The sequence below is a fragment of the Collinsella sp. AF36-3AT genome, assembly GCF_003475205.1.
GTDB lineage: Bacteria > Actinomycetota > Coriobacteriia > Coriobacteriales > Coriobacteriaceae > Collinsella > Collinsella aerofaciens_AF.
The window spans coordinates 114949-139138 of sequence record NZ_QROZ01000003.1; the positions used below are offsets into that span (position 1 = coordinate 114949).

Annotated in this window: 21 protein-coding genes; 17 read left to right on the forward strand and 4 right to left on the reverse strand. The window is 54.7% G+C overall.

Annotated features, from left to right (window positions below; all coding sequences use genetic code 11):
* Positions 1 to 5 precede the first annotated feature (5 nt).
* The 8 genes from DW003_RS04325 (at position 6) to DW003_RS04360 (ending at position 8702) form a co-directional block, all read left to right on the forward strand.
* On the forward strand, positions 6 to 1298 hold the full coding sequence (locus DW003_RS04325; protein WP_117638202.1) for a glycosyltransferase: 1293 nt from the start codon (positions 6 to 8) through the stop codon (positions 1296 to 1298).
* The gene (locus DW003_RS04330; protein WP_158571656.1) at positions 1298 to 2245 is read left to right on the forward strand and encodes a D-glucuronyl C5-epimerase family protein; all 948 of its coding nucleotides are present in this window, start codon (positions 1298 to 1300) and stop codon (positions 2243 to 2245) included. Before DW003_RS04325 ends, DW003_RS04330 begins: the two co-directional genes overlap by 1 nt.
* A complete protein-coding gene (locus tag DW003_RS04335) occupies positions 2242 to 3345 on the forward strand; it encodes a glycosyltransferase family 1 protein (RefSeq protein WP_117564575.1) in 1104 nt (367 codons plus the stop codon). The genes DW003_RS04330 and DW003_RS04335 overlap by 4 nt, the downstream gene beginning before the upstream one ends.
* Positions 3342 to 4430, forward strand: coding sequence for an EpsG family protein (locus DW003_RS04340; protein WP_117638204.1), 1089 nt, complete (start codon positions 3342 to 3344; stop codon positions 4428 to 4430). Before DW003_RS04335 ends, DW003_RS04340 begins: the two co-directional genes overlap by 4 nt.
* A gap of 143 nt (positions 4431 to 4573) precedes the next feature.
* The gene (locus tag DW003_RS04345; protein WP_117564573.1) at positions 4574 to 5521 is read left to right on the forward strand and encodes an ATP-grasp fold amidoligase family protein; all 948 of its coding nucleotides are present in this window, start codon (positions 4574 to 4576) and stop codon (positions 5519 to 5521) included.
* Between the two features lie 84 nt (positions 5522 to 5605).
* On the forward strand, positions 5606 to 7072 hold the full coding sequence (locus tag DW003_RS04350) for a lipopolysaccharide biosynthesis protein (protein ID WP_117564572.1): 1467 nt from the start codon (positions 5606 to 5608) through the stop codon (positions 7070 to 7072).
* A gap of 66 nt (positions 7073 to 7138) precedes the next feature.
* On the forward strand, positions 7139 to 8179 hold the full coding sequence (locus tag DW003_RS04355) for an NAD-dependent epimerase/dehydratase family protein (RefSeq protein ID WP_117638206.1): 1041 nt from the start codon (positions 7139 to 7141) through the stop codon (positions 8177 to 8179).
* Positions 8180 to 8330: 151 nt separating this feature from the next.
* Complete coding sequence (locus tag DW003_RS04360) at positions 8331 to 8702, forward strand: serine acetyltransferase (protein WP_118387747.1); 372 nt, start codon at positions 8331 to 8333, stop codon at positions 8700 to 8702.
* Positions 8703 to 8855: 153 nt separating this feature from the next.
* Here the strand turns inward: DW003_RS04360 and DW003_RS04365 are convergent, their stop codons facing one another.
* A complete protein-coding gene (locus DW003_RS04365) occupies positions 8856 to 10013 on the reverse strand; it encodes an IS110 family transposase (RefSeq protein ID WP_231500848.1) in 1158 nt (385 codons plus the stop codon).
* Between the two features lie 594 nt (positions 10014 to 10607).
* Here DW003_RS04365 and DW003_RS04370 point away from each other — a divergent pair.
* Positions 10608 to 11744, forward strand: coding sequence for a hypothetical protein (locus DW003_RS04370; RefSeq protein WP_118387749.1), 1137 nt, complete (start codon positions 10608 to 10610; stop codon positions 11742 to 11744).
* 219 nt (positions 11745 to 11963) lie between these two features.
* Here DW003_RS04370 and DW003_RS04375 read toward each other — a convergent pair whose 3' ends face one another.
* From DW003_RS04375 to DW003_RS04385, 3 genes are all read right to left on the reverse strand, one after another.
* Positions 11964 to 12665, reverse strand: coding sequence for a hypothetical protein (locus DW003_RS04375; RefSeq protein ID WP_118387751.1), 702 nt, complete (start codon positions 12663 to 12665; stop codon positions 11964 to 11966).
* A 216-nt stretch (positions 12666 to 12881) separates the two neighbouring features.
* Complete coding sequence (locus tag DW003_RS04380) at positions 12882 to 13598, reverse strand: RloB domain-containing protein (protein ID WP_118387753.1); 717 nt, start codon at positions 13596 to 13598, stop codon at positions 12882 to 12884.
* Positions 13585 to 15000, reverse strand: coding sequence for an ATP/GTP-binding protein (locus DW003_RS04385; RefSeq protein WP_118387754.1), 1416 nt, complete (start codon positions 14998 to 15000; stop codon positions 13585 to 13587). The genes DW003_RS04380 and DW003_RS04385 overlap by 14 nt, the downstream gene beginning before the upstream one ends.
* A 1006-nt stretch (positions 15001 to 16006) precedes the next feature.
* Between DW003_RS04385 and DW003_RS04390 the strand changes: the two genes are divergently transcribed.
* From DW003_RS04390 to DW003_RS04425, 8 genes are all read left to right on the forward strand, one after another.
* Positions 16007 to 16498 carry a transposase gene (locus DW003_RS04390; RefSeq protein WP_233545503.1) on the forward strand — a complete coding sequence of 164 codons (492 nt, stop codon included), beginning with the start codon at positions 16007 to 16009 and terminating at the stop codon, positions 16496 to 16498.
* A gap of 315 nt (positions 16499 to 16813) precedes the next feature.
* Positions 16814 to 17155, forward strand: coding sequence for a hypothetical protein (locus tag DW003_RS09860; protein ID WP_147352179.1), 342 nt, complete (start codon positions 16814 to 16816; stop codon positions 17153 to 17155).
* A gap of 102 nt (positions 17156 to 17257) precedes the next feature.
* Positions 17258 to 18064 carry a hypothetical protein gene (locus DW003_RS04400; RefSeq protein ID WP_118387758.1) on the forward strand — a complete coding sequence of 269 codons (807 nt, stop codon included), beginning with the start codon at positions 17258 to 17260 and terminating at the stop codon, positions 18062 to 18064.
* A 639-nt stretch (positions 18065 to 18703) separates the two neighbouring features.
* Positions 18704 to 19747, forward strand: coding sequence for a hypothetical protein (locus tag DW003_RS04405; protein ID WP_118387760.1), 1044 nt, complete (start codon positions 18704 to 18706; stop codon positions 19745 to 19747).
* Entirely contained in the window at positions 19734 to 21362 is a 1629-nt protein-coding gene (locus tag DW003_RS04410; protein WP_118387762.1) for a hypothetical protein, read from the forward strand. The genes DW003_RS04405 and DW003_RS04410 overlap by 14 nt, the downstream gene beginning before the upstream one ends.
* A gap of 150 nt (positions 21363 to 21512) precedes the next feature.
* The gene (locus tag DW003_RS10145; protein WP_118387850.1) at positions 21513 to 21659 is read left to right on the forward strand and encodes a DUF2188 domain-containing protein; all 147 of its coding nucleotides are present in this window, start codon (positions 21513 to 21515) and stop codon (positions 21657 to 21659) included.
* A gap of 442 nt (positions 21660 to 22101) precedes the next feature.
* Positions 22102 to 23187, forward strand: a complete 1086-nt coding sequence (locus DW003_RS04420) for an ATP/GTP-binding protein (RefSeq protein WP_158573184.1) — start codon at positions 22102 to 22104, stop codon at positions 23185 to 23187.
* A gap of 1 nt (position 23188) precedes the next feature.
* A complete protein-coding gene (locus tag DW003_RS04425; RefSeq protein WP_117818377.1) occupies positions 23189 to 23857 on the forward strand; it encodes an RloB family protein in 669 nt (222 codons plus the stop codon).
* The last annotated feature ends 333 nt before the right edge of the window (positions 23858 to 24190 follow it).

The window sequence follows — 24190 nt, forward strand, 5'->3', positions numbered from 1 at the left end:
TATTTGTGGCGATTACTGCTGATAAAAAAAAGAGACGGCTGCTCCTTCTGACGAGGAGGTTCCCCTTTAACCGCGGCGAGGTCGCCGCTGAGTCCTATCTCGAGAACGAGATAGGCGTTCTTTCGACCTATTTCGACGAGGTGCTCGCCGTGGGGACCGAGGCGCAGCCGGGTGACGCGCCCACCTGCGCGCTGCCGGGCAATGTGACGCCCCTGGCCTTGGGTTGCGGTAATACCTCCAAGGACAAGGCTTTGCTTGCAGTCAAAGGGATCGCGTTTCCCCTTTTGGGCGGTGCGGACGTTCGTGAGGCCTATGCCACAGAATCCGTTCATGGAATCGGAAAGCGCGTGTTTCGGGGCTACTTTGCCGCGAGGGCGAAGGCAAAGGCGGACGTGCTTGCGGAGGAACTGGTCCGCTTTGGCTTTGAGCCCACGCACATATACAGCTTTTGGCTTTACGACACCGCTTTGGTCGCTGCTTGGCTGACCGGCACGTACCCATGTGCACGCGCCGTTGCGCGTGCACATGGGTACGATCTGTATGCAGATCGTACCGATGTGCATTATTTGCCCTTCCGGGGATACCTCCTATCCAAGCTTTCCGGAGTGCTTCCCTGCTCGAAAGACGGGGAGGAATACATAAACGCGAACTGGCCGGGCCATGAGGGCAAGGTGACGACCTCCTATCTCGGAACGCGGGAGATGCCAGACAAGTCCGGCGAGCCGTTGACCTGCCCGTTGCGGGTCGTCTCGTGCTCGCGTATTGTCGACGTTAAGCGCGTGCCTCTTCTTGCTAAGGCTGTCACCCTTCTTGATGCCGAAGGGCTTCGCGTCGAATGGACCCATTACGGCGACGGCCCACAGCTCGAGGAGGCGAGGGCCGCCTGCTCGTTGCTGACGCACTCCACCGCGAAGTTCGCGGGGGCTTTGCCGAACGACGCGCTTTTGGGGGAGTACGCAGCGAAGCATTTCGACGTCTTCGTGAACGTCTCGTCAAGCGAGGGCCTGCCGCTTTCGATCATGGAGGCCTGCGGATTCGGCATTCCCGTCATCGCCACGGACGTTGGCGGAACCCACGAGATAGTAAGCGATGGCGTCAACGGCTTTCTCCTACCTAGCGACTGTGGACCGGAAGATGTCGCCGCGGCCATAAAGCGATTCGTCTTTTTGGGCAAGGCCGAAGGGTCTTCTATGAGGCGCGCTGCAAGGGCCGTTTGGGAGAGGGACTTCCGTTTGGAGGCCAACGTGGAGGGGCTTGTGCGCTCGCTCGGAGTCGATTACAGAAACGAAGGTGAATGATGGGCCAGATTGCGCAGAAGATGACCATGCTCAAAAGGTGGAGCAAAATGCTCACTGGCAAGACGGCTGTGGCCGTAGAGCAGAGCATGGGCAGGGCCTATAATGTCGGACAGTTGTCCGGGTACTACAACGATTTGACCGGCAAGGTCACTGGCAGTACTCTGCTCGACGAGGGCGGTGTCCCTGTTAGCGTCATCGCCGGTGGGGCGCGGGTGCATTTCCCCATCGCCATTTTCCAATACGGTTTGGGCTGTTACGACTTGAGCATTCTCAGGTCGGATGAAGTTGAGCGCTTTCTCGACGCACTAAGGGTATGCTCGGATTGGGCGATCGGCGCCCAGCGGGATGACGGCTCTTGGGACGCATTTGGTCCGATAGGCAGCGCTAAGTACTCCGTCTCCTCGATGGCCCAAGGCGAGGGGTGCTCGATGCTGCTGAGGGCCCATGCGGCTTTCGGGGACGAGTGCTATAGAGTTGCGGCGCTGAAAGCTGCCGAGTTCATGCTTATCGACATGGACAATGGCGGCGTGTCGTCGCATGACGGGGGAGAACTGTTCCTGGAGGAGTACCCTCAACGCCCCAGGCGCAGTGTCATGAACGGTTGGGTGTTTAGCCTTTTCGGTCTCTATGACGCATCGTTGGTCGACGCGCGCTTCGCCGGGCCATTCAAGCACTCTGCGGAGACGTTGGCTTGCCATTTGGATGACTACGACGCCGGCTTCTGGTCTTATTACGACATGGAAAAGCGTATCGCCTCTCCCGCCTACCATCATCTACATATAGCGCAGCTCCGCGCAATGGCGGATCTTTCAGGCGACGCAAGGTTCGCGGTGAAGGCCGAGGTATACGAGCGCTATCAGGAATCTCCGGCCAACCGCAGGAAGGCGATTGCTAAAAAGGCGCTGCAGAAGCTGATCGAGAAATCCGATGCGGTGATCGTCCAATGAAGAAGGCCCTCTATATCGTGACCTCGATGGACACCGGCGGGGCCGAGACGGTATTCATGAAGTATTACCGGGCTTTGGACAAGTCGCGCTATCAGCTCGACTTCTGTGTGTCGTCCGACGTGCCGGGCTTTTACGACGCCGAAATCGAGTCGATGGGCGGCAGAATTGTGCACACAGTCAAGAAGACCGAGGCCGGGCCGGTCGCTTCGTTCAAGCGGCTCATGCAGATAGCCCGGGACGGCGGTTATTGCTGTGCTGTCAGGTCGTCTCAGCACAGTCTTTCCTGTCTTGATTTGCTCGCCATGAGATTCGGAGGCGTGTCCAGAACCATATTCAGGTCAAGCAACACGGGTACAGTTTCGAACAGCAAAAAGGAGACCCTGCTGCACAATCTTTTCAAGCCCCTTGTCAGGGTTGCGGCGACCGACTTCGCCGCCCCGTCTACCGAGGCGGGCGTCTACATGTTCGGCAAGGCGGGGGTATCGGGGCCGCGTTTCCATCTCATGAAGAACGCGCTCAACCTCGAGGACTACGCCTATGACGCTTCGACACGGGACGATGTTAAGCGCGAACTGGGCGTTCCTGCCGAGTCCTATGTCGTCGGGCACGTCGGGAGGTTCAGTGAGCAGAAGAACCACCTCTTCCTTGTCGATGTTTTTGCTGAAATCGCCCGGAGAAGGCCAGACGCCGTCCTCATTCTCGTCGGCAAAGGCGAGACACGCACGGCCGTTGAGAGGCGCGTTGCCGAGCTCGGATTGACCGATAGGGTGGTGTTTGCCGGGGTTAGGAGCGATGTCCGCCGTCTCTATTCGGCTATGGACGTCTTCATCTTCCCCTCTGTCTACGAAGGCCTGCCGAACGTCGTCGTCGAGGCGCAGGCAAACGGACTCCCTTGCGTGATTAGCGACTCCATCACGCGGGAGGTTGGCATTTGCGAGAACGTCGTTTACAAAAGTCTGGGCGACGCTCTGGACGAATGGGCCGACGCCGCGCTCTCCGCGGATCGCATAGGGTCAAGCGCCAGTGCGAGGGATTTGAAAGGCTCGGGCTATGAAATCAATTCGGAGCTTCCCGGTTTCGTGAGGCTGGTATTCGGATGAACTTTATCGAAACATCGCTTTTCTACTTTCTTGTCGTTTTGCTTTCAGCGGCGCTTGCGCGCATGTCGGAAAACGGCAAAAGTAAGGCTGGGCTGGTCGCTGCCGTGGTTCTTCTTACCGCCGTCGGGGGCTTGAGGTCGTATGCGGTTGGGCAGGATACCCTGGGTTATAAAGAGGGAATCGAGTACTTCTACGCGTATGGGACCACGATGTGGAACCATACGTTCAGCGTTCCGTACGGTGTCTTCACAAGTGCGGTGCTCCATATCTGTAACAATTACTCGTTCTTGCTCGTCGTCGAGTCGCTGATCACCAACGCCTTTTTTGCTTTCAGGCTTTGGGATTTTAGACGAACGGCATCGCTCTCGTTTGCGATGTTCGTCTATACGGCAACGGTGTTCCCGCTGTCTATGTGTCTGACGTGCCAGATGATTGCAGTCTCGCTGGTTTTCTACGCAACCAGGTTTTTAGAACAGAATAAGCCGTTGCTTTTTTGCGCTTGGTGGGCTGTTGGCGCTCTTTTGCACGCGTCCGCCCTGATAGGGGTCCTATTCCTCATCTACTACCTATTTTCCAACAAAAGCAAGAGCCGATCGCAGTTCGCCGCGAAGATGCTTGCATCGGTTGCCCTGCTGTTCCTGGCAGCTTATGCGGGCTCTAAGCTCGTCGACCGGTATGCGCGTTACTCCGTGAACGAATCGAGCATCGGGTTGATGGTTTTTGCGCAGGCGACCGTCCTCGCGATCGCATATTTCGTCAGCCGCGAAACTGCGAATGTTGCCCCGGTTGAGAGCGACGGAACGTCGCGGCTCAAAGCCAACCGGATGCCGCTCGTGTTTTACGCTTTAGGCATTTTGGCTTCGGCGTCCTCTTATGTGATTGCCAACGCCGGCCGCATAGCCTATTACTTCACCGTATTAGGCCCCGTGATTTTCGGAGGCTTCGTGAAGGACGCTCGGAAAATAAAAGCCCGTTTTTGTCTTGGCTGTTTTCTAGTTGTCTGGTTCCTTTTCTACGCCTTTTATGCCTATCTGCTTCATACCGGGCTTGGTATCGAGTCTTATTCGTTCGTCTGGATGGGGTAAATAGTGCCCGAAACCGTTTCGGGCATATACGAGCAAAGTCTACGTTGGTGGTTTGCATACGCCCAGGGCTTGTTCCATGTGTAGCGCAGAGAATTAAAAAGTAAAACGCTTTGTTTAAGCTCGGACTTAAGGAAATTGTATATATGGAAAGCAAAATTAAAAAATACCTAAGTGACCCGTGGATGGCCTACTGTGCCTTTACGTCGAAGGGTCTAACGAAATGGGTTTCCGACAGGACGCACCTTCGATTGATGCATCGCGCCAAGTTGGGCATGTGGCCTAGCATAGACTCGCCGGTGACCTTCACTGAGAAGATGCAGTGGCTGAAGCTTAACGATCACAACCCTGCGTACACGACCATGGTCGACAAGTACCGCGCTAAGGACCTCATTGCCTCGCGTGTGGGCTCCGAGCACGTGGTCAAGACGTTGGGCGCCTGGAATTCCGCTGATGACATCGATGTGAGTGGGCTACCGGAGAAGTTCGTACTCAAAACGAATCACGACTGCGGCGGCGTGCTCATCTGCACTGACAAGGGACACTTCGATCTCAACAGTGCCAAGGACTTTTTTCGGGGTCATTTGAAGCAGAATTATTTTTACGGGTGCAGGGAATGGCCTTACAAGAACGTGAAGCCCGTCGTGTTCGCCGAGGAGTTCTTGGAGAGCGAGGGCGATAATGCCCGTGATGAAGACGATAACTGGGAAGGCATCGACGAGTTCGACTTCTTCTGCTTTGACGGGGAACCCCGGCTGATTTCTTATTGCCACGGGGACAAGAACGATTCTGAGAAGAGGTACAACGATTTCTACGACACTGAGTGGAATCTGCTGCCTTTGGCGATGGGATACGCGAGTTCCGAAGAGACGATCCCTGCCCCGGAGCAGCTCAGCGAGATGCTCGAGCTATCAAGGAAACTGAGTGACGGTGTACCTTTCTTGAGGGTCGACCTCTTCATCTGCAAGGGGCGCGTTCTCGTCGGCGAGCTGACTTTCTACCCGTGGGGCGGGTTTACGCCTTTCAGCCCCGCTGAGGCGGAGAGGACGTTGGGGCAAATGGTTTCTTTGCCCCAACGTGAAAACGAGGAATGATGGCAAACGAAAGCTGCATTCAGTGCGTGCGCATGGATAATCAGCCAGTAAGCGCGCTCCGGCGTTTCTTCATGGAGGTTTAGTATGTCCGACACAAAAGACCTCCGGGCGAGGTCGGCAAGCGCGGCAAAGTGGTCTCTGGCAACCGAGATTATCGCCAAAATCATCTCGCCTATCTCGCAGCTCGTCTTAGCGAGGCTGCTGGCGCCAGAGGCGTTTGGCATGGTGGCGACCGTCACCATGGTAGTGAGCTTTGCCGACATGTTCGCGGACGCCGGGTTCCAGAAGTACCTGGTGCAACACAGCTTCCGAGACAAAAAAGACCTGCATGCCAACGCTAACGTGGCCTTTTGGACGAACTTCGGCATATCGGTGGTCCTGTGGTGTCTCATTGCCATATTCAACGATCCGGTGGCCACCTTCGTGGGCAATCCGTCGCTGGGCTTTCCCTTGGCCGTGGCCTGCCTCTCTCTCCCGTTGACGTCGTTTTCGAGCATTCAGATGGCGTTGTTCCACCGTAATCTCGATTTCAAGTCGCTTATGCCGGTGAGACTGACGTCGACCTTACTTAACTTCGGCTCGACGCTTGTACTGGCGTTTATGGGATTTGGTTACTGGTCACTTATCGTTGGCACTTTGGCGGCGAATATTGTAAATGCAGTGGGGCTGACTCTGCTGTCTGAGTGGAAGCCGCGTTTTTTCTACTCCTTCAACATGCTGAAGGCTATGTTCTCATTCAGCGGATGGACGCTTTTGGAGTCGTTCACCATATGGCTTTCCTCTTGGGCGGGCACCTTTATCGTGGGGCATTTCCTGGGTGCGGCTGAGTTGGGATATTACAAGACGCCAGTCACCTTTGTGAGCGGGTGCTTCGGGATTATCACGAACGCTACGACGCCCATCTTGTTCTCGTCACTTTCGCGCCTTCAGTTTGATCGGGAAGAATACGTTGCTTATCTGCGACGCTTCCAGTTCATGGTGGCATTGTTCCTGTTGCCGTTGTCTGCGGGTATCTTCGTATTCCGCGAGCCTTTGGTGGCCCTGTTGCTCGGCGATCAGTGGGGCGAGGCGACGCTCATGTTCGGGTTGTATGGGCTGGTGCAGGGGCCGATGGTGCTGCTCTCATACTACAGCAGCGAGATGTATCGCTCTCTTGGTAAACCGCGCGTGTCTACGCTTGTGCAGGTGATGTACCTCGTGTTGATGACGCCGCTTATGACCGTGGCGGCTATGCAAGGGTTCGATGCCGTCGTGTGGGCTGATGCGGGATTGAGAATCCTTTTGATTGCTATCAACCAAGTGGTCACATATTTCGTTGTTGGCCTTTCGTTTGGGCGCACTATGTTGTCGCTCAAGGAGCCCATTTTCTGCACATCGATGATGTGCGCATTTGCATGGGTGACGTATGGACTCGCATCTAGCAACTGGCTTGGCGTCGGGTTGGACATTGTAGGGTGCGTCGTTGTCTATTTCGCGATTTGCTTTGCTTTGCCCAAGAGTAGGAGGGTGCTGCTGAAGCTGGTCAAGGGCGGCGGCTTTAAAACGTTTTGAGGTCTGTAATTAACTTGTTGGGAGTTCCATCTCAGGACTTCCTTAAAACGAAAGAGTGGGGTATATATGCAGGATAGAAAAGTCCTCGTCACTGGCGCCGCCGGCTTCATCGGGGCGTTTCTGGTGAAGCGGCTGCTCGAAACCACCGACGACGCGATCATCGGTCTGGACAACGTGAACAGCTACTACGACCCTGGCATCAAGGAGGCTCGCCTGCGAATGCTGGCGGAGGTGGACAAGGCGGGGCGTTTCGCCTTCGTGCGCGGCGACCTGTGCGATGCCGCGTTGATAGAGCGCCTGTTCGCTGAGAACGGCTTCGACGTTGTGGTGAACTTGGCCGCCCAGGCCGGTGTGCGATACTCCATCGAGAACCCCAAGGCCTACATAGACAGCAACCTGGTAGGGTTCTTCAATATATTGGAGGCTTGCAGGCGCCACCCGGTGAAGCATCTTGTCTACGCGAGCTCTTCCTCCGTCTACGGCGGCAACGAGAAAGTGCCTTTCTCGGAGGACGACCGTGTAGACTCTCCGGTGAGCCTGTACGCCGCCACAAAGAAGTCCAACGAGCTAATGGCCGCGGCCTACTCCAAGCTTTACTCCATCCCAGCCACGGGCCTGCGCTTCTTTACGGTGTATGGGCCCATGGGAAGGCCCGACATGGCATACTTCGGCTTCACCGAGAAGTTGCGTCGTGGCGATACGATTAAGATTTTCAACATGGGCGATTGTAAGCGCGACTTTACGTACGTGGACGATATTGTGGAGGGCGTGCGCAGGGTCATGGACGGCGCTCCTGAGGTCAAGATCGGTGTTGATGGTTTGCCAATGGCCGCTCATCGCGTGTATAACATCGGCAATTCGAATCCCGAGAACTTGCTGATCTTCGTTGATACGCTGCAGCGTGTGCTGGTTGAGGAGGGCGTGCTCCCCGCCGATTACGATTTCGAGGCGCATAAGCAGCTCGTTCCTATGCAGCCTGGTGACGTGCCTGTAACCTATGCGGATACTGGCGCCTTGGAGCGCGATTTTGGTTACAAACCCGCAACGCCGCTCGAGGACGGTCTTCGTGAATTCGCGAAGTGGTATCGCGAGTTCTACGGGAATTAGCTGGGTGATAGCAATGTCGAATGTATACAGCAGTGACCGTATTCGCTTTGGGGAGGGGTCTATTCTCTCAAACCATGCTTTGAGGTTTGTTTGGCTACTTCGAAAGTGCCAGAATTCGCACAATCCTTTATGGCATCTTTTTCGAAAGAGGATGGCTTGCAAATATGGTCTCGAGATCGCGCCTGCCACCTCGATTGGCGAAGGCTTGTATCTGGGTCACGCTTTTGGCATTACGGTAAACCCGAATGCCGTTATCGGTCGCAACTGCAATATGCACAAAGGTGTGACATTTGGTCGGGAAAACCGCGGCAAACGAAAAGGTGCGCCTGTTCTTGGCGATTGCGTTTGGCTTGGTGTCAACTCAACTATTGTTGGTGGCGTTCGTTTAGGCAACGACGTTCTCGTTGCACCGAACACTTATGTTAACTGCGACGTACCAAGCCATTCGATTGTGATTGGGCACCCATGCAAAATCATTTCTCGAGATGGGGCAACAGACGAATATATAAACAACAGGGTCTGAATAATAAAATCGGTTTTACATGTCTTATCCAGGATAGAGGGGGGTGTTCCTATAGTTTTGTCAACTGGGAAATGCTCTCCGTGCGACCGAATCGCGGCATGCTGACGCCAAGCCATTAGGCCGGTGGGCTTCAGTCTGCTCGGTGCGTTTCGGCTAGGCTGCGTAAGGCACCCTGTCTCGCATGACCGCGTAGATGACCTTCAGTCTCTTTCGCGCCAGCGCCTTGAGCGCCTTGCCGTGCGACATGCCCCGCTCCCGGCACCTGGTGTAGTAGTCGCCCCATCTCCCCTCTGTCCGGGTAAGGCAGTTACATGAGAATATGAGCAGGTTCTTCAGCCTCTTGTTGCCTTGGCGCGATGCCGTCACCGAGGAGATCGAGGTTCCCGACTGGCGGTTGCGCGGCGCCAGGCCGCAGTACGACGCGAGCCTGTCGTGACTGGGGAAGTCTTCGATGTCGATGGAGATCGCAAGCTCGGAAGCGGTTTTGGGCCCGATGCCCGGCACCGTCAGGAGGCATCGGTAGGTATCGTCGCCCTCGAGCAGGGCGGAGATCTCCGCCGTGATCGCCTCGATCTCCGCCGAGTTCTCGGATATCCTGCGCGCGAGCAGTTTCACCGCCCGGTCCTCGGCGGCGACGACCGACGCATCCGGCCTTGTCGAGGAGGTTGTCGAGCGGACGAGGGCCTCGATCTTACCGCGCGCCGCCCCACGCGTGAGCGCCGCCGCCCTGCGGGGCCCGGCGTCGGCTACCGACCAGGCCCCGCCGAGGGATGCCATGAGCCTCAGCTGGGGCCCGTCGGACAGGTCGACCAGTGCCTCGAAGGCGGGGCACGATTCCAGCAGGATGCTGCGCAGCCGGTTCTTATTCCTAGTGTTCTCGCAGGTCAGGAAGTTCCTCTGGGCGGCCAGCGCCCTCGCCGCCGCAATCGTCGGACCCGGGTCTCCGACCGGCAGGAGCGCGTCGGGGATGCCAAGCGCCGTCTTCGCGATGACCATCGCGTCTCGCTCGTCGGTCTTGGCGTCGCCGGCGAAGAGCCTGGCGGCCCCGTGCGCCGCGAGTCCCGGCAGGTACGCCGCCGACATCCCGGCCGCCCTGGCGCGGGCGAGCGCGAGGGCGCCTATGTTGCGCGACTGGTCGACGACCACGAGCGCATCGGGGAAGCGGCCGAACAGCGAGTCCAGGTCGTCCTCCCTGTTCGCGACGGGGGTGCTCAACAGCACCTCGCCATCTCGAGTCGCGACGCATGCCCAGTGGGACGATTTCCCGACATCGAGCCCGATGACGGCTTCCGGCATTCTAATTGGTGCCACGGTGGTATCCTCCAATCGGTAGGCCGATCGGAACCCCTCCCCGCGACACCCACATTACCTGGCCGTGGCGCTTGCGCCCGGCAGTTTCCTATCAGTCGTCCGGAGCGGCGAGCGCCCCCGGTGGCAACACCCCCCGGGCCCTCTACGGGGCAGGGGCAGACGGCCATCCGGAGGCGCCCGATCGGCGGCCCCTCGGGGCTTGCCCGTATCGTAGGCAATGCGCCGAATGCTCGCCATCGAAATTTATCGATGGCCTATTTCAGACTGTAATGGGGATCGTCTTCGCTAATTACAGCGAGTTAGCGACTCAGTGAGCTTTGGCGCGCTCTGATGCGAGCGGAAGGTGAAGCAAACTGGAACGGGTAGTAGATTCCCAGAAGCTATATGCAACGTGAGTGTCAAAGATAGCGCGTCTTAACGCATAACCCTGCATTCCTCCTTTCACCGACTGGCAAAACGATTCACACCTAATTGTCGACATTACCCACGCGATTTATCTTTGCCCCCGCATCGATCTCGCTAAACTAATAACTGCTGCTACCAGGGCATTTTCTGGTGCACATTCTATTGGCTCCTGCGAAGATCGGAGCGGGTATGTTTGCCGCCGAGTCCCACACCAGCCGTCATCACATCGCGATCGCTGCCATGGCCTGCCTATGCGTTTTGCTGGGCGGGCCTTCTTATGCCGCGGGCGCGGAGAGCCTCATCATCGCGGGCGCGACGTACTGCGAGCCGGGCGCGTCGGGCCCCGGCTGGGCCTGGACCGATGCCGACCACCTGGAGCTTGACGGCTACGCGGGTGGGGCCATCGGCGCCGAGGGCGACCTGGTGCTGACGCTTGCCGGGCAAAACTCCGTGACGGAGTCGCATGCGCCCGATGCGGACATCACGCTGTGCGGTATGGAGGTGTGGGGCAACCTGACGCTTCGCGGCACCGGGACCCTGACGGCGACGGGCTCGCAGTGCGGGATCCACGTTTCGCAGGCGCTCGTGGTGGACGGCTGCACCGTCGATGTCCGGGCGGACGGGGCCGATATTACGGACGAGGCGTTCGCCGGCGTGATCGCAGGCGACATGGCCGTGCGCGGCGGCGGGCGCATCGTTGCCGCGGGCGCCGGGTCCGGAGCGGGCGTGCGCGCCTACGGCGTGTATCTGCAGGATGCGGGCCTTGGCGCTGGCGCGGCCGGCTGTCGGCTTTCCGTCGATGCCTCGTGGCTCGATGCGACCGGTGCCGACGGCGGCGTTGCGTGCCTGGGCGGGTCGCTTGTGTCTGCGCGGTTTGTGACGCCTGCTGGTGGGGTCTTTGGTGCGGGTAGCGTGGTGGATGCCTCCGGTGCGGTGGCACCGCATGTGGTGGTTGAGCCCGATGTCGCCACGCCTCCGGCGGGGGAGACCGACGGGCGCGAGGTGCCCGGCGGCGCGGGCGAGCCGGCCGGCGGTGCCGGTCCTGCCGTTGAGCGGCCCGGTGCCGGGTCCGCGACGGATCCCGTCCTAAAGCCCGCGGCTGCGACGCCCAAGACAATCACGACAACCAAAACGACCGTGACCAAGACCATGGCGTCCACGCCATCCAAGGCCAAGACTGCTGGCGTCTCCACCGTCACGCTCCCCAAGACCGCCGACGGCAACTGGATCGCCGCCTCCCTGGCGCTATTCCTGCTGGGAACAGCGCTTGTGTTTGTTAACGTCGTGATTGCGGTTCTAGGTAGGCCAAAGCGTAACGGCGATTGACCGAAGTGCCATACACTTTCTAGGTAGGGGCAATTGCAACGTGTATGACGCATAGCAGGGGCGCGCCGGCTATTCAAAGAAGCTCGGAAGCCTCTATGCGTCTGTGCAAAAGCGCGTGAACGAGCTCATCTCTTGAGCCCCCAAGAAATTCGCGAGCGCATCAACTCGGGCGTGGTCACTCTGCTGGCCGCGCCCCTCTGCATCGCGCTGCTGCTGGTTTTACCATTTCTGATTTGGGATAGGCACCTTCGCTAGCTCCATGCAAGTGAATTGTGGTCCCACGTGGATTCTTTGGGCCCGATCGCGAGCGCGGGCCCGAAGGCTGTAGTAGCTGGCCCATGCCTGGCGCGACGGGTCGCAGACGCTTTCCTGGCTGCCGCCGTCCCAATAGGTGGGCACGTCCATGCGCGCTTTGGCCTGGGACGAGCCGTTGGCCTGGGTTACGTGGAAGGTCGTCGCGGTGCCCGCGGGGGCGTCGTTCCGCGAGACGGTGAAGGTGACGCCGTTTTGGGTTGCGGTGGCGGAGTGGGCGTAGCCGGTTTGTGCCGTGGCGGAGATGGCCTCGGGCGTGGGGGTGGCTTGGGCGCGGAGGGATGGGGCGGGGGTGCCGGTTGCGGCGGCGGTGCCGGGCGCGGCGGTGTCTGTGGCGTTGGCGGTGGGGGTGCCGCCAGCGCTTTCCGTGTTGACTGCGCTGGCGCCGGTGGATGTTGCGGTGCCGTCCTCTACGGTATCTGCTGTCGCATTTGCGTTGGTGCCGTCTTCGGCCTTGCCTGTGTCGCTGCTCGTGGCGTCGGCTTGCGCCTGCTGCTCGGCGGTTTCTTGAGGCTGAATCGCCTCCGCAATGGCTGGCATAGGCAACGTCGCGCCGACCATGGACGTGCACGCGATCGCGCAGAGCAGGTAGTAAAGGGGTCGTTTCATAGCGGAGCCTCTCGGTGAGCAGCCAATAGGGTCCGAAGGCAGCTCCAGGCCAGCACTCCGCACATATTTTGTTGGGGATTATTTTACGGGAACCCCAGTCAACATCAGCGAACTTTCTGGGGATTGTTGGGGAGGGGTGGTGGACTGGTGGGCTGGCGCCATAGGAGACGGCGCCAGCAACTAATACGGTTAGTCGGCGAATTGACATGGCGGCTGTTATTTATCGATGGCCCCGTCGTCAATAACACCCTGAATGGTCTTTGCGACATTAGAGGTCAAACGACCGACAGCAAGATCGGGGTTTTGATTGAGCCTCGTCTCTGCGACCAGTGCTGTTTCAAAATTTGAAGCAAGGTCACCAACGTGATGATTGGTTTTTAGATTCATTCCAAGTTCATCGCTAGCAAGCTTCTCAATATATCTACGTCGACTACCCGGAGCGTGACCATTTTCCACAATATCATTTTTATGGGGCAAAATAGTTGTCTCAAGTGCGCCGGGCTTATGCAGCATCAAGTAAAGCTCAAAGCTTGGATACGTCACGGCGACTTCAATTCTCTCTCTGCGGAAATCCTTTAGCAGCGTCGCGTACCCATCTGGATTGTTCTTAAAAACATCAACGTCAAAAACAACAACAACGCGATCGGAACCTTTAATGAAGTCGCTCCCATTAACCTGGCCATTCATAACGGCAATCGCGTGCTCCAACAGCTTCTTGGGTGAGGATTGGTTTTTCTCTCCTTCGGTTCTTTCGACCGGCTTTAGTTCAATTAGTTCCGGTTTACCCTCTTTGGCTAAACGTGTTGCAAGTGAGTCGAAGTGCCAATATTCGGTATTGGCTCCTTCTCCAATGAGAAAGCACTTTGATTTTGGCTTTTCGACTTTCCATTCGGTTCTACTGGACCAAGTGTCAAGAGAGTTAAGCGGTGGCATTTGGTTCCCCAATCAAACCGAGCGCATCTAGAGCCCTTCCTGTTGATAAAACCGGGACGCCGCCATAGCGACCCTCAAGGTATTGCTTATTGACGCGGGCATCGGATCTTGCCCCGTTGTCTGCAAACTTATCAAGCGGGAACAGGCTCGAATAGCCATGACGGTCACGTTCGACAAACCAGATCTCATCACGCCTGAAATAATCGAAACTCATGATCGTGTTTTCATGGGTTGTAAATATCAGCTGGCAGTCGTCTTGCGCATGGACACGGTTAAACAGTAAGACAAGTTGCTGGGTAAGCATGGGATGAAAGCTGCGATTAAGCTCGTCAACCAGGAACAACTTGTCTTTACTGCTTGTAAATAAGATGTCCATAAAATCGAACAATCGCTTGGTTCCGTCCGATTCCTCCCTAAAATCGAAGTCAAGGATGGAGCCTTCGTGCCGCAGCTTCAGCACCGTGGCACGAGGCTCGGACGCTCCCTTGCTTTCAATGCTCAGAAATGCGTCGTCGCTGCGAAACGTTACGTTCGACTCGGCCTTCGGGCCAGAGGGGATGTTGTCGGTCATGAAGCGTTTTACAGAAAGCAACACTTCCGAAGGAACATACTTTTCAAGTTCGTCCATCCCTATTTCTTGTTTACGGAGGCTGCTGATGCCCGTATCAAAGGAGGCCAGTACGTTGGCAACCTTGTCCAAATTGGCTCCGTGTCCGTAAAACTCAGAAGATGCAGGGCTTTGGTTGGCTCCGATAGCCGAAAAATTCAAATTAAACCAAGAAAAAACATCCGGTAAAGCCGCCAAGGTAGATCCCTCTAAATAGTTTCTACCATTAGCAAGCGCCGATAAAAATAGCTCAGACCCTATGCTTTCGCGGACACGATGGAGGAAATCTTCGCGATAAACATTAAGCCTGGTTTTATCAACATCGGATGCGCCTTGTTCGAGACCTCGACAGTTAACGGAATCCGAACCGATTCTTTCAAATAACAAATTTGATTTGTCGCCGAGCTCGTAAAGCCACTCCGAAACGATTGTTAGTTGAGCTAAATTGCAGCTAAAGCCATAGTCGAACGCGCGGCCATTTTTATAGAGCTGAATATCGAAAACCGACTCCTGTTCTTTAAGGCCAGAACCGCATTTGCAATACTCGACCTGGGCCCCTTGAGGAAGTGCGCCGCTTAAAACAACATGCCTCATAAAGAGGAGCGCGGTAAAAATCGTGCTCTTTCCGGAGGCATTGCCACCGTAGATAACGGCATTCCGTAAAACGCGAGCATTTTGCGGAGTTGCGCAAATATGATTTTTAAAGCGCTGAATTTTAGAGGTCGATACCATGTCCAACGTTATCGGGTCTTCGCCTACTGACCTAAAGTTCTTAAATGAAAATCTGATAAGCATGGCGTCTCCTAGGTGATCAGCTGCCTTGCATAAAAGAGGCAGTCAACAAAAGAATAGTATTTGACGATTTTTTCGTCAAATATATATGAGGTTGATGACGCTTGCCCATCATGCTTCCAATTTGCCGCATATTTCCGAAATTGGTCTTTGTTACAGGCTTCATTCCACTGTTGAATCAATTAGATAATGGACAAAATTGCAGAATCTGTCTCCGTGCATAAACGCCGACGGGGGCGAAATCGTTCATATCGGCAATTGGTAGGTCAGTTTGTGTTGTTTACGGCTTGCGCCTGCTGCTCGGCTGTTGCTCGGTTGTTGCGCGTGCTGTTGCCCGAGGCTGCATGGCTTCTGCGATGGCCGCCATGGACATCGTCGCGCCGTTCATGGACGTGCACGCGATCGCCCAGAGCGGGTAGTAAAGGGGTCGTTTCATAGCGGAGCCTCTCGGTGAGCAGCCAATAGGGTCCGAAGGCAGCTCCAGGCCAGCACTCCGCACATATTTTGTTGGGTTTATTTTCGTCTCATATCGGGTTCGTGCGTGCGGCGTGCCAGCACTCCGCACATATTTTGTTGGGTTTATTTACGGGAACACCAGTCAACATCAGCGAACTTTCTGGGAAAGGTTGGGGAGGGGAGCGCGGGGTGGGCGAGGCGTGCTTGCCCAGGCGTTCAGTTCTGTGCTTATTTGCTATGCGCGATATGTTGCTATCTCGCGCCGTCTCACGATCTCACTGAAGTTCGGCCGGCGCTGGATCCACTGTAGACGTTGAACTTTCCCATTATGTTTCGCTCCATATCCTGCTCCCCTTAGGTCGGATATCCGATCGGAGCATAGTTCCGTTTAAGAAGTTGGTGAAAGTGCGTTAACGGGATTGGCGAAAGCGCGTTGGCGCATTCGGTGAGCTGCATTTGCGAAAGTGGTTGGTTTTAGATTGGCGCAAACGGACGCGATCTACGTCGAGTGCCGCCGCGCTGGAGGCGCGTGATGGAAGGGTGCTGCCCGAGGGTGGCGGCGATCCTCGAGGAGGGTGAGCCGGACGCCCTGACATACTACGACCTCCCGCCGTTGCCCCGGAGGCACCTGCGCGCTAATAACGTCCAGGAGCGGGCGAACCGCAAGATAAAGTGCGGGTCGAGGATGATGCAGCCCTTCCCCTCGGCGGCATCGCTGGCGCGGCTGGCCGGTGCGGTCATGTGCGAGCAGGACGAGATATGGCAGGAGTCCAGATACTGCTCGGAGGCAAAGATGAGTGAGCTCTGCGACGAGGCCCGCACGCGCGGGGTCGACGGGACTGTCGACTGGGCGCGGTTGGAGGTCGAGGCCGGGAAGATGATCGAATCCGGCCTCGAGCTTGCGGACAGGATCGAAGCAGTACAGGATATCAACCGTATTCCAGTTTTTTGGGCGCCGGGCCGACTCGCTTCGGATCGGGCGCTACACCAACTTTCTCGATACTACCCGATCCTATCGTTAGGCTTTCTTTTGATGAAATCCTAACGATAGCAAATTACTCTAAGGCCAAGACTCGTGTATTTCTTCTCGATAGTTGTTGTTCTGGGTATTTGGGGGCTCCTAGCGCACTGGACGGGACTTCCTCAAAGCTCAGTGAGGGTTTATCAATTTTTGAGTGCATGCTGTCCTAGCGAATGTACGGAGGAGTTTAACGGGCGCGGGACATTCACATCGCTTCTTGTAGATGCGCTAAATGGCGGCGCGGCAGACCTGATAGAGCATGTTACTCTTGGTGGGGTCTGCACGTTTATTGATGAGTCTCTCGGGCCATGGGACCAGCTGCCTGTGTTTAGGACTAATGTGAATTCTTTTATTTCGCTGAGGAAAGACGTTCCCCAGGTTCCCGATGGCGTGTTGGGACAGCTGCCATTTTTGTTTGACGCGCCCGGTGCTAAACTGCCCTTGGATCCATCTTTTGAGCCTACCAACATTCCTGATTGGGAAGAGCATCGAATTGTGGAGCCCTATACGACTGAGGATAATTTGGGGACGTTCAAGATCCTTCAGCAGTTGGAGGGTATTCGCCTTGTCCGTTCTGTGGAGTCGGAGCATATGTATCATGCTGCTATGGAGTCCAAGTCTTGTGAACTGACGGCTCTGGGCAAGCGGTATTGGCACCTTACCACTACGGGCAAGATTTAGCTGCTTGTCGGATTCAATTGCGTTGCTTTCAGACGGGTTAAAATTGTAACGGTTGTTATTTTCAGGCGTTATAGCTTTGTCTGTATATGAGGTGTTTTGTAAATGCTGTTCAACTTAATTGTACGTGCCAATGAGACACAGCCCATGTTGACTTCTAGGATGTTCGAGGGAACTCCTGAGCAGTTGACGAGCGCCTATAGGACTGGCACTGGTTTTGACTTTAATGCCCTCGCTCAGCTTCCTACTGTTATGACGCGCGAATTTGAGTCGGATGATATGGGTGCCGTGGCCACACTTGGATATATGGATACCCCGTCTATCAACCCCGTGATCTCCAAGCCTATTCTACGGTTTCCATCGCAGGCATTGTTGAATCTTGGTCTACTTGACGAGAACTGCTGGCAAAACAAACGTACTCATTGGAGACTTTGTGAAGGCGACCCTTTTCGTCTGTTTTTAAATTTTCTTGATAACTCCCCCTTGACGGTCGGATCTGAAAGGTCTAGTGCTCATGATCCAAATTTAATTGCCGTCATGATGCCATTCACCGACGACCCTTCAATAGATCCTGTATATTCGGCGTTGATCGAAGGCTCTAAGAGGGCGGGCAAGATATGTAAACGCGCAGATGAGATATTGACGCCTACCGATATTACGGAAGACATATTTAAACTGATTGCGTCTAGCTCTTCGGTAATTGCAGACATTACTGGCCTGAATTCAAACGTTATGTTCGAAGCGGGCTATGCGATTGGAATGGGTAAGCAGACCGTTTTTATACACCAAGGTGATGTTCCTAAGCTGCCTTTTGATGTTAGTCATAGGAGGGTATTTAGGTACAACCGGAATAAGGACGGATTGACTATACTTTCAGACATGATTTTCAAAATCTTGATGAATGCTCAATGAGTGCTTTCTTGAGCACTGCCGAATGCCGCGATTCTGCTGCGTCGATATTGCGCTTGGACACCGGGGCAGACTTGGCTTCGGTGTCCATTTGTTGCTAGTTGCCGGCCTCACGGTGCTGTCGTATGTCGCTCTCGCGCATGCCGACTCAGCACGCGTTGTGCGATCCCGCTCATCTATCAAACGTCGTGACTTGTCGAATTGTTAGGCAATCTGTTCGCTCACGGTCTCATAATCAAATAAACGCAACCCCTCTTCCACGGAGACCAGATGTCTGAGCCGATCGTCGGAAAACTTGCCTGCTGCAACATCATTAACTGCGCAACTATTACGTTAAAACCCAATGTAACCACTGTTTTGCACGGAATGGACAGGGCGATGCATATGACGGGGTCGAGGCCGTAAAAGTTAGTTTTCGAAAGAATCTTGACGGCACCTTATTCGTAGGGTTTTCGCCTACGGTGAGGTCGTGAACATCAATCGCAAGCGCGGAACTATCAATCGGGGCCGAAAAGAAGGGCGAGCTGAAGTGCTGCATGTTGCTGCTTCCGAAAGCATCCAAGTGGGGGCTTGCTGGCGGTCTAGGGCGTACACTATGGGTGAAGCCATTACGGCGGGCTGGCTAATTGTTAGAAGGTGAGCATGGGATACATAATCCGTTCATCGGAAAAGACATCTTCCTCGGCTAGCGAGATGGAGACTAAGGCGCTCCTCCATCTGCTCTGTGAGGATGGAGGCAATGGAAACATCATTGGGTTTGCCATCGACTTCTTCAACGATGTTACAGGGATGGATCGGAACGCCCTTAGGCTTTATGATATACAGTCTAAGGGCACCGATTCTGGCCCATCGGCTTTAGGCCAAGAGTTGGTTACCTTATATAAGAATTACATCAGCGAATTCAAGAGGTTCTTTGTTGCTCAAATTCTTTTTGTGCGTAGCGTGACTAGGCCAGTCCTTGGGGACCAGTTGCTCACTGAGTTCAGGTACCGCGATATGACGGAAGCTGCTCAGATAAAGCTCCGTTCAAGTTTCGTGCAGATGTGCAGAGATAAGACATACATTGATAATGACTTCTTGGACGATGAAGCCATAGATGCCTTCCTTGATCAGGTCCTATTTGTTGTTGCAAAACCTGATAAGGAAGATTATATTCGTCCTCTCATCAAGACAAATAATGCTCTGGGCACGACAGACAGAGATTTGCGGGCAATATTCGCTGAAATTAGAAAAAAGCAACTCGGCATAAAAACCTCTTCAAAGGTCGAGGGACTTGAGCTTAAGAGTCCGTCTGAGGCCTACAACTCCGGTCGCATTCTTAGGAGATCTGATATTGAGCTACTTGTCATCTCGCGAGTACTTAACAGAAACCCATTAAAGGCAGGCGTGCCTAAACCCTTTGAATCAATTTACAACGGCTTCGAAGAGGATTATGCAGAAGAAATGCTGGAAGGTTGTCAAAACGATCTCGCCAAGCAAATGTTCACTACACCTGAGGCGTCTGCCTTTTGGAAACTTCTGAACGACATTGTGACAGCAATAAAAAATGATCCGGACAAAGGTGTCGAAGAAATTTATAGGGAAATCCCCTTATCTACTTTGGATAGCTGTAGGCAAATGGATGCTCTGTCGCATCAGTACTTTATATCGATTGTTAAGGAGGGGCTGAAAATTGATAAAGATTAAGGCTGTCTATATCGGAAATGGCGCAGAGTCCTATATTGAGGATAGGTTAACTGATGGCACCAACGTCATCTATAGTCTCGATAATAACCGTGGGAAAACAGTCTTGATGCAGGGTGCGATGTATGCTCTCGGTGCAATACCGACGTTTCCTGAGCGCTTCCCTTATAAGGAGTACATTTATATCGTTGACCTTGATATCGACGGCAATGAGGTGTCTGTTCTGCGAAGCCGAAATACTTTTGCTGTTAAGACATCTGATAGTCTGAGCCTTTTCGATAGCGAGGCGGATTACTCTCGATACTGGAGTGAGAATTTCAGACGTTTGCCGAGCATCGTTAAAAACGGGCGATTGACGTCAGTTGGCCTTCAGCTCTATACGCAGATGGCGTTTATCGGACAAGATGATATTTCATCCGCAAAGATAACTGCTGGTCAGTTTAATAAGGATGATTTCACTGAGATGCTTTATGCCATTGCGGGGTTTGACGGGAGGGAACTTGATTCGGCCGAGGAGATTGCGCTCAAACGCCGAAGAGATGAACTGAAGGGGCTAATTAAATCGTTGGCCAAAGAAGCATCTGCGTTAAACGCGCGAGGTACGGCGCTGTCCGCAATTAGCGCAACAACTGACGCGCGTGACATGCAAGAGTTCCTAAAAGAACTTGATTCCGCACGTGCCGAGGTTACCGATTTAAGGAAGACGCGCAGTCGTTATCTGGCTCGTTTGACCAAGAATCAAATAGTTCTCGACGAGCTTAATTCATTGAGACGCGAAGTAAAATCGGGTAAGCTCGTGTGCCTAAAATGCGGCAGCGTCTCAGTCGGATATCAGATGGCCGACTCGGATGTTATTTTCGATGTCACATCTCCTGACATGAGAACTCAAATTATCAATACACTTAAGGAGCGCATCTATGCAATCGAGGCAGACCTCGATGCCCTGGAACGCAATCTGCGGAAGTCGCAGAATCGCTTGAGCGGTCTTCTTTCCAAAAATGATGAATTTAGCCTGATGGATGTTGTTGCATGCAAAGATGAATATCTAAATGAACAGGAAATAGATCAAAAAATGCAGGAGGCTCAAAGGGAACTGGATGACGTTAAGGATAAGCTCGAATCAGACAGAGTTCTGACAAGTGAAATCGCAAAACTGAGAAAAGAGTTTATGGACGACCTTCTTGGAAAGATGAATCTGGCAAGAAGGGCAATCTCGGATAATACTGAGGAATCTTCTTACGAAAGTTTGTTCAGCACCAAAGCAAACGTTTATTCGGGGAGCGACGGCACCATCTATTTTGCCGCTAGGACCTTTGCGATTGCTTCCAAGATCGATCACGGCATGCCAATAATGATTGATTCGTTCAGGGCCGACGATCTTTCTTCCGACCGCGAAGACCGGCTTTTGGATCTCCTGGGTAAACTTGACAATCAGATTATCCTAACAACGACGATTAAACGCGAAGAAAGTGCCGGCCCCGATGCGTCAAAGTACGAGAGAGACCCGCGCGTCTATGCTATTAACTATTCGAACCATGAAATCAATAGGATAATGAGTGATGTCTATAATGATCGTTTTGCCGAAAAGGCGGCAGACTTCGGATTGGTTCTTAGATAGAAGCCCTCTATTTTATGTCTATTGTTCGTGTCACGCGAGACCTGTTGATTGCGATATTGTGTATGGCGCCGGAGCCGATATGGGCTCCGGCACCCTTTTGTCGCTGGTGGGTGATCGATTCTAGCCACCGTATCTTGTAGCTAGAAATGAATTGTTACGACGACCCAGGGCGAAGCTATAAAGCGTGGTCGTCAAATTAGTTCTAATCAGCACTCTGAGCTAATCACCCATCGTCCCGATGGCAGAATCCGCGCAAAGGATTCCCATGGGCACGATCCCTTCCCGCCGAGAGGATAGGGGCTTGACGCAATTGCGGCTGCGGGCATGGATTAGCGTGTCCGCAGCCGCAAACGCCTGCCGGAAGCATGCGGCAAATTCTGGAACCTCCGAGCACAACGGCTTTTCCGAATAAAGGATCCGCAGGTAGAAACATTGTGGCATTCCGGAGCGCTCGGCACGCCAGGGATTTGCCGCATACTTCCGAGTTTTGGGCCTCGTACCCTTTGCTCCAGATGCAGCAAACACTTGATTGATGCTATTTAAGGTCTATAATCAAATAAAAAATCTGAAATATCTTTTCAAAACAATGAAAGGAATTTTGAGGACGATGCTTTGCCAGTTTACCTTCAGGAACTATAGATCCTATCGCGACGAAACTGAGCTTTCCATGCAGGCAACATCTATGAGGGAGTTCGAGCGCTCCCTTATAGAGTGTCCTGACGGGCAGAGTTTCCTTCCGGTGGCTGCGGTTTATGGGCCTAACGCTGGCGGCAAGTCCAACCTGCTCGAGGCTCTTGACTATATTCGTTCGGCGGTGGCAAGGCCGATCAGATTGCTGTCTGCCAGCACTGATGCGCCAGAGGGTAACCGTCCTTCGATACCCCGTTGCTCTGCGTTTGAGTTCGATGACGTGTCTGCTGCCGAGCCCACCGAGTTCGAGCTCTACTATCGCGCGGGTGAGCACGAGTACCGCTATGCCCTGTCCGTGCATGCGGACGAGATCGTGTCCGAAGGCCTGTGGCGGCGAAAATTGGGAGCGTCACGCACGGCGATGCTGTTCGAGCGTGAGGGCGCAGAGGTTGAACTCGGCCCCACGCTGCGTAAGCTCGTGACGGCTGCGAGATTCAACCCGAGACTGCCGTACCTGTCGTTTCTCTGCATCAACTTTGACGCGCCGGTGGTCAAGGAAGCTGCCAGCTGGTTTCTTGACGGGGTGTTCCTGAACTATAACAGCTCCTATCTGGAGCAGATGCTCGAACAATTGCTCGACGAGGATGACTCACCCGACGTCACGCGTTTTTTGCGCGCCGTTGATGTGCGTATTGATGGCTTCAGAGTGGAGAGGGCGCCGGAGTGGCGCGGCCAGCGCGTCTTCGTGAGGCACAAGGTGAGCGGCAAGGCGTACGAGCTGCGTTTATCCGAGGAATCTGCCGGAACCCAGAAGCTCATGGGGTTGGCTGCGTATCTGATGACAGCGCTTGAGCGTGGTGGCACCGTTGTGGTAGACGAGCTCGACGCCAAACTGCACCCGAAGCTTCTTCGCTATGTGATTCTGCTGTTTAAGGATCCTGGGGTCAACAAGAGTGGCGCGCAGCTCATCTTCTCGTCCCAGGATGTTTCAACCATGCGAAACGATGTGTTCCGCCGTGACGAGATATGGTTCGCTGCGCGCGGCGAGGGGGAGGCGAGCCAACTGTGGTCTCTCGCCGACATCCACGAGGCAAACGGTAATCTGGTAAGCAAGAACGCGGCTTTCGACAAGCAATACCTGTCCGGTCGCTACGGCGCCGATCCGTATCTCACCCGCATCGAGGAGTGGGATTAGCATGGTGGCGAAGAAGTCGAAGGGCTGGCGTAGCGGCAAACGAGAGGGCCGCTCGCGCATGGTTCAGATGACGCGTCATCTTGTAGTGAGCGAGGGCAAGGAGACCGAGCCTCGCTACTTTGAGGGTGTGCGTGCGGCGTTGGGTGCGGCGAACGAGCGTAAGGTTGCCATTGTCGTTAAGGGGACCGGCAAACATACACTTGACCTACTTGACTTTGCCGTCGAACACTGCCGCTATGCGCCCGAGACATTCGACCATGTGTGGCTCGTGTATGACAAGGATGACTTTCCTGCGTCCGACTTTGACGCGATGGAGCGCAAATGCGACGAGCTCTCCGATGGTTCGAGGACCTTCCATGCGTTGTGGTCGAACCCCTGCTTCGAGCTGTGGCCTCTTCTGCACTTTCGCTACACGACCGCGCATATGTCCGCGTCCGACTGCCAGCATGCCCTCGCGCAGGAGATGTCGAGAGACCTGGGCATCGAGTACCGCAAGAACTTGGACGGGCTGTTCGAGGTGGTGGACGGCAAACGAGGCGAGGCATTGCAGCGTGTTGGGCGCCTCGTCACATACCATAGGGGGCTGGGTAACGTTAAGCCATCTGCGCAAAACCCTGCAACTAAGGTGGGCGAAATTTTCGATGTAATCGGGCCGTATCTGGCTGGCTAGTCGAGTCTGTGGATTGGCTTTCCGGTTAGGGCGATTGGCGGATTGTGATGCGCGATTGCAAATCCGGTGCGTAGGAGAAGTGCGGAGAAAAATCGAAACTCGCCGAGCATAGCCCGATTTCAGGCAACAAAACCGCAGGTCGCCGGAGCTCAAAACCGGGGCCTGGTCAGCAGGTCTCGGTTTTTCACCCCACTTCCGAATTGGTCGCTCATTTTGCACTCTCGAAGTCCCCACATCCTCTAAAAAAGTTCTTAATACAGCCTTAAAGGCGCTCCGGCTCGCGTTGACAGCGTACAATACGCGTGTTTGACTAGGCCGTAGCAATAATTAGGG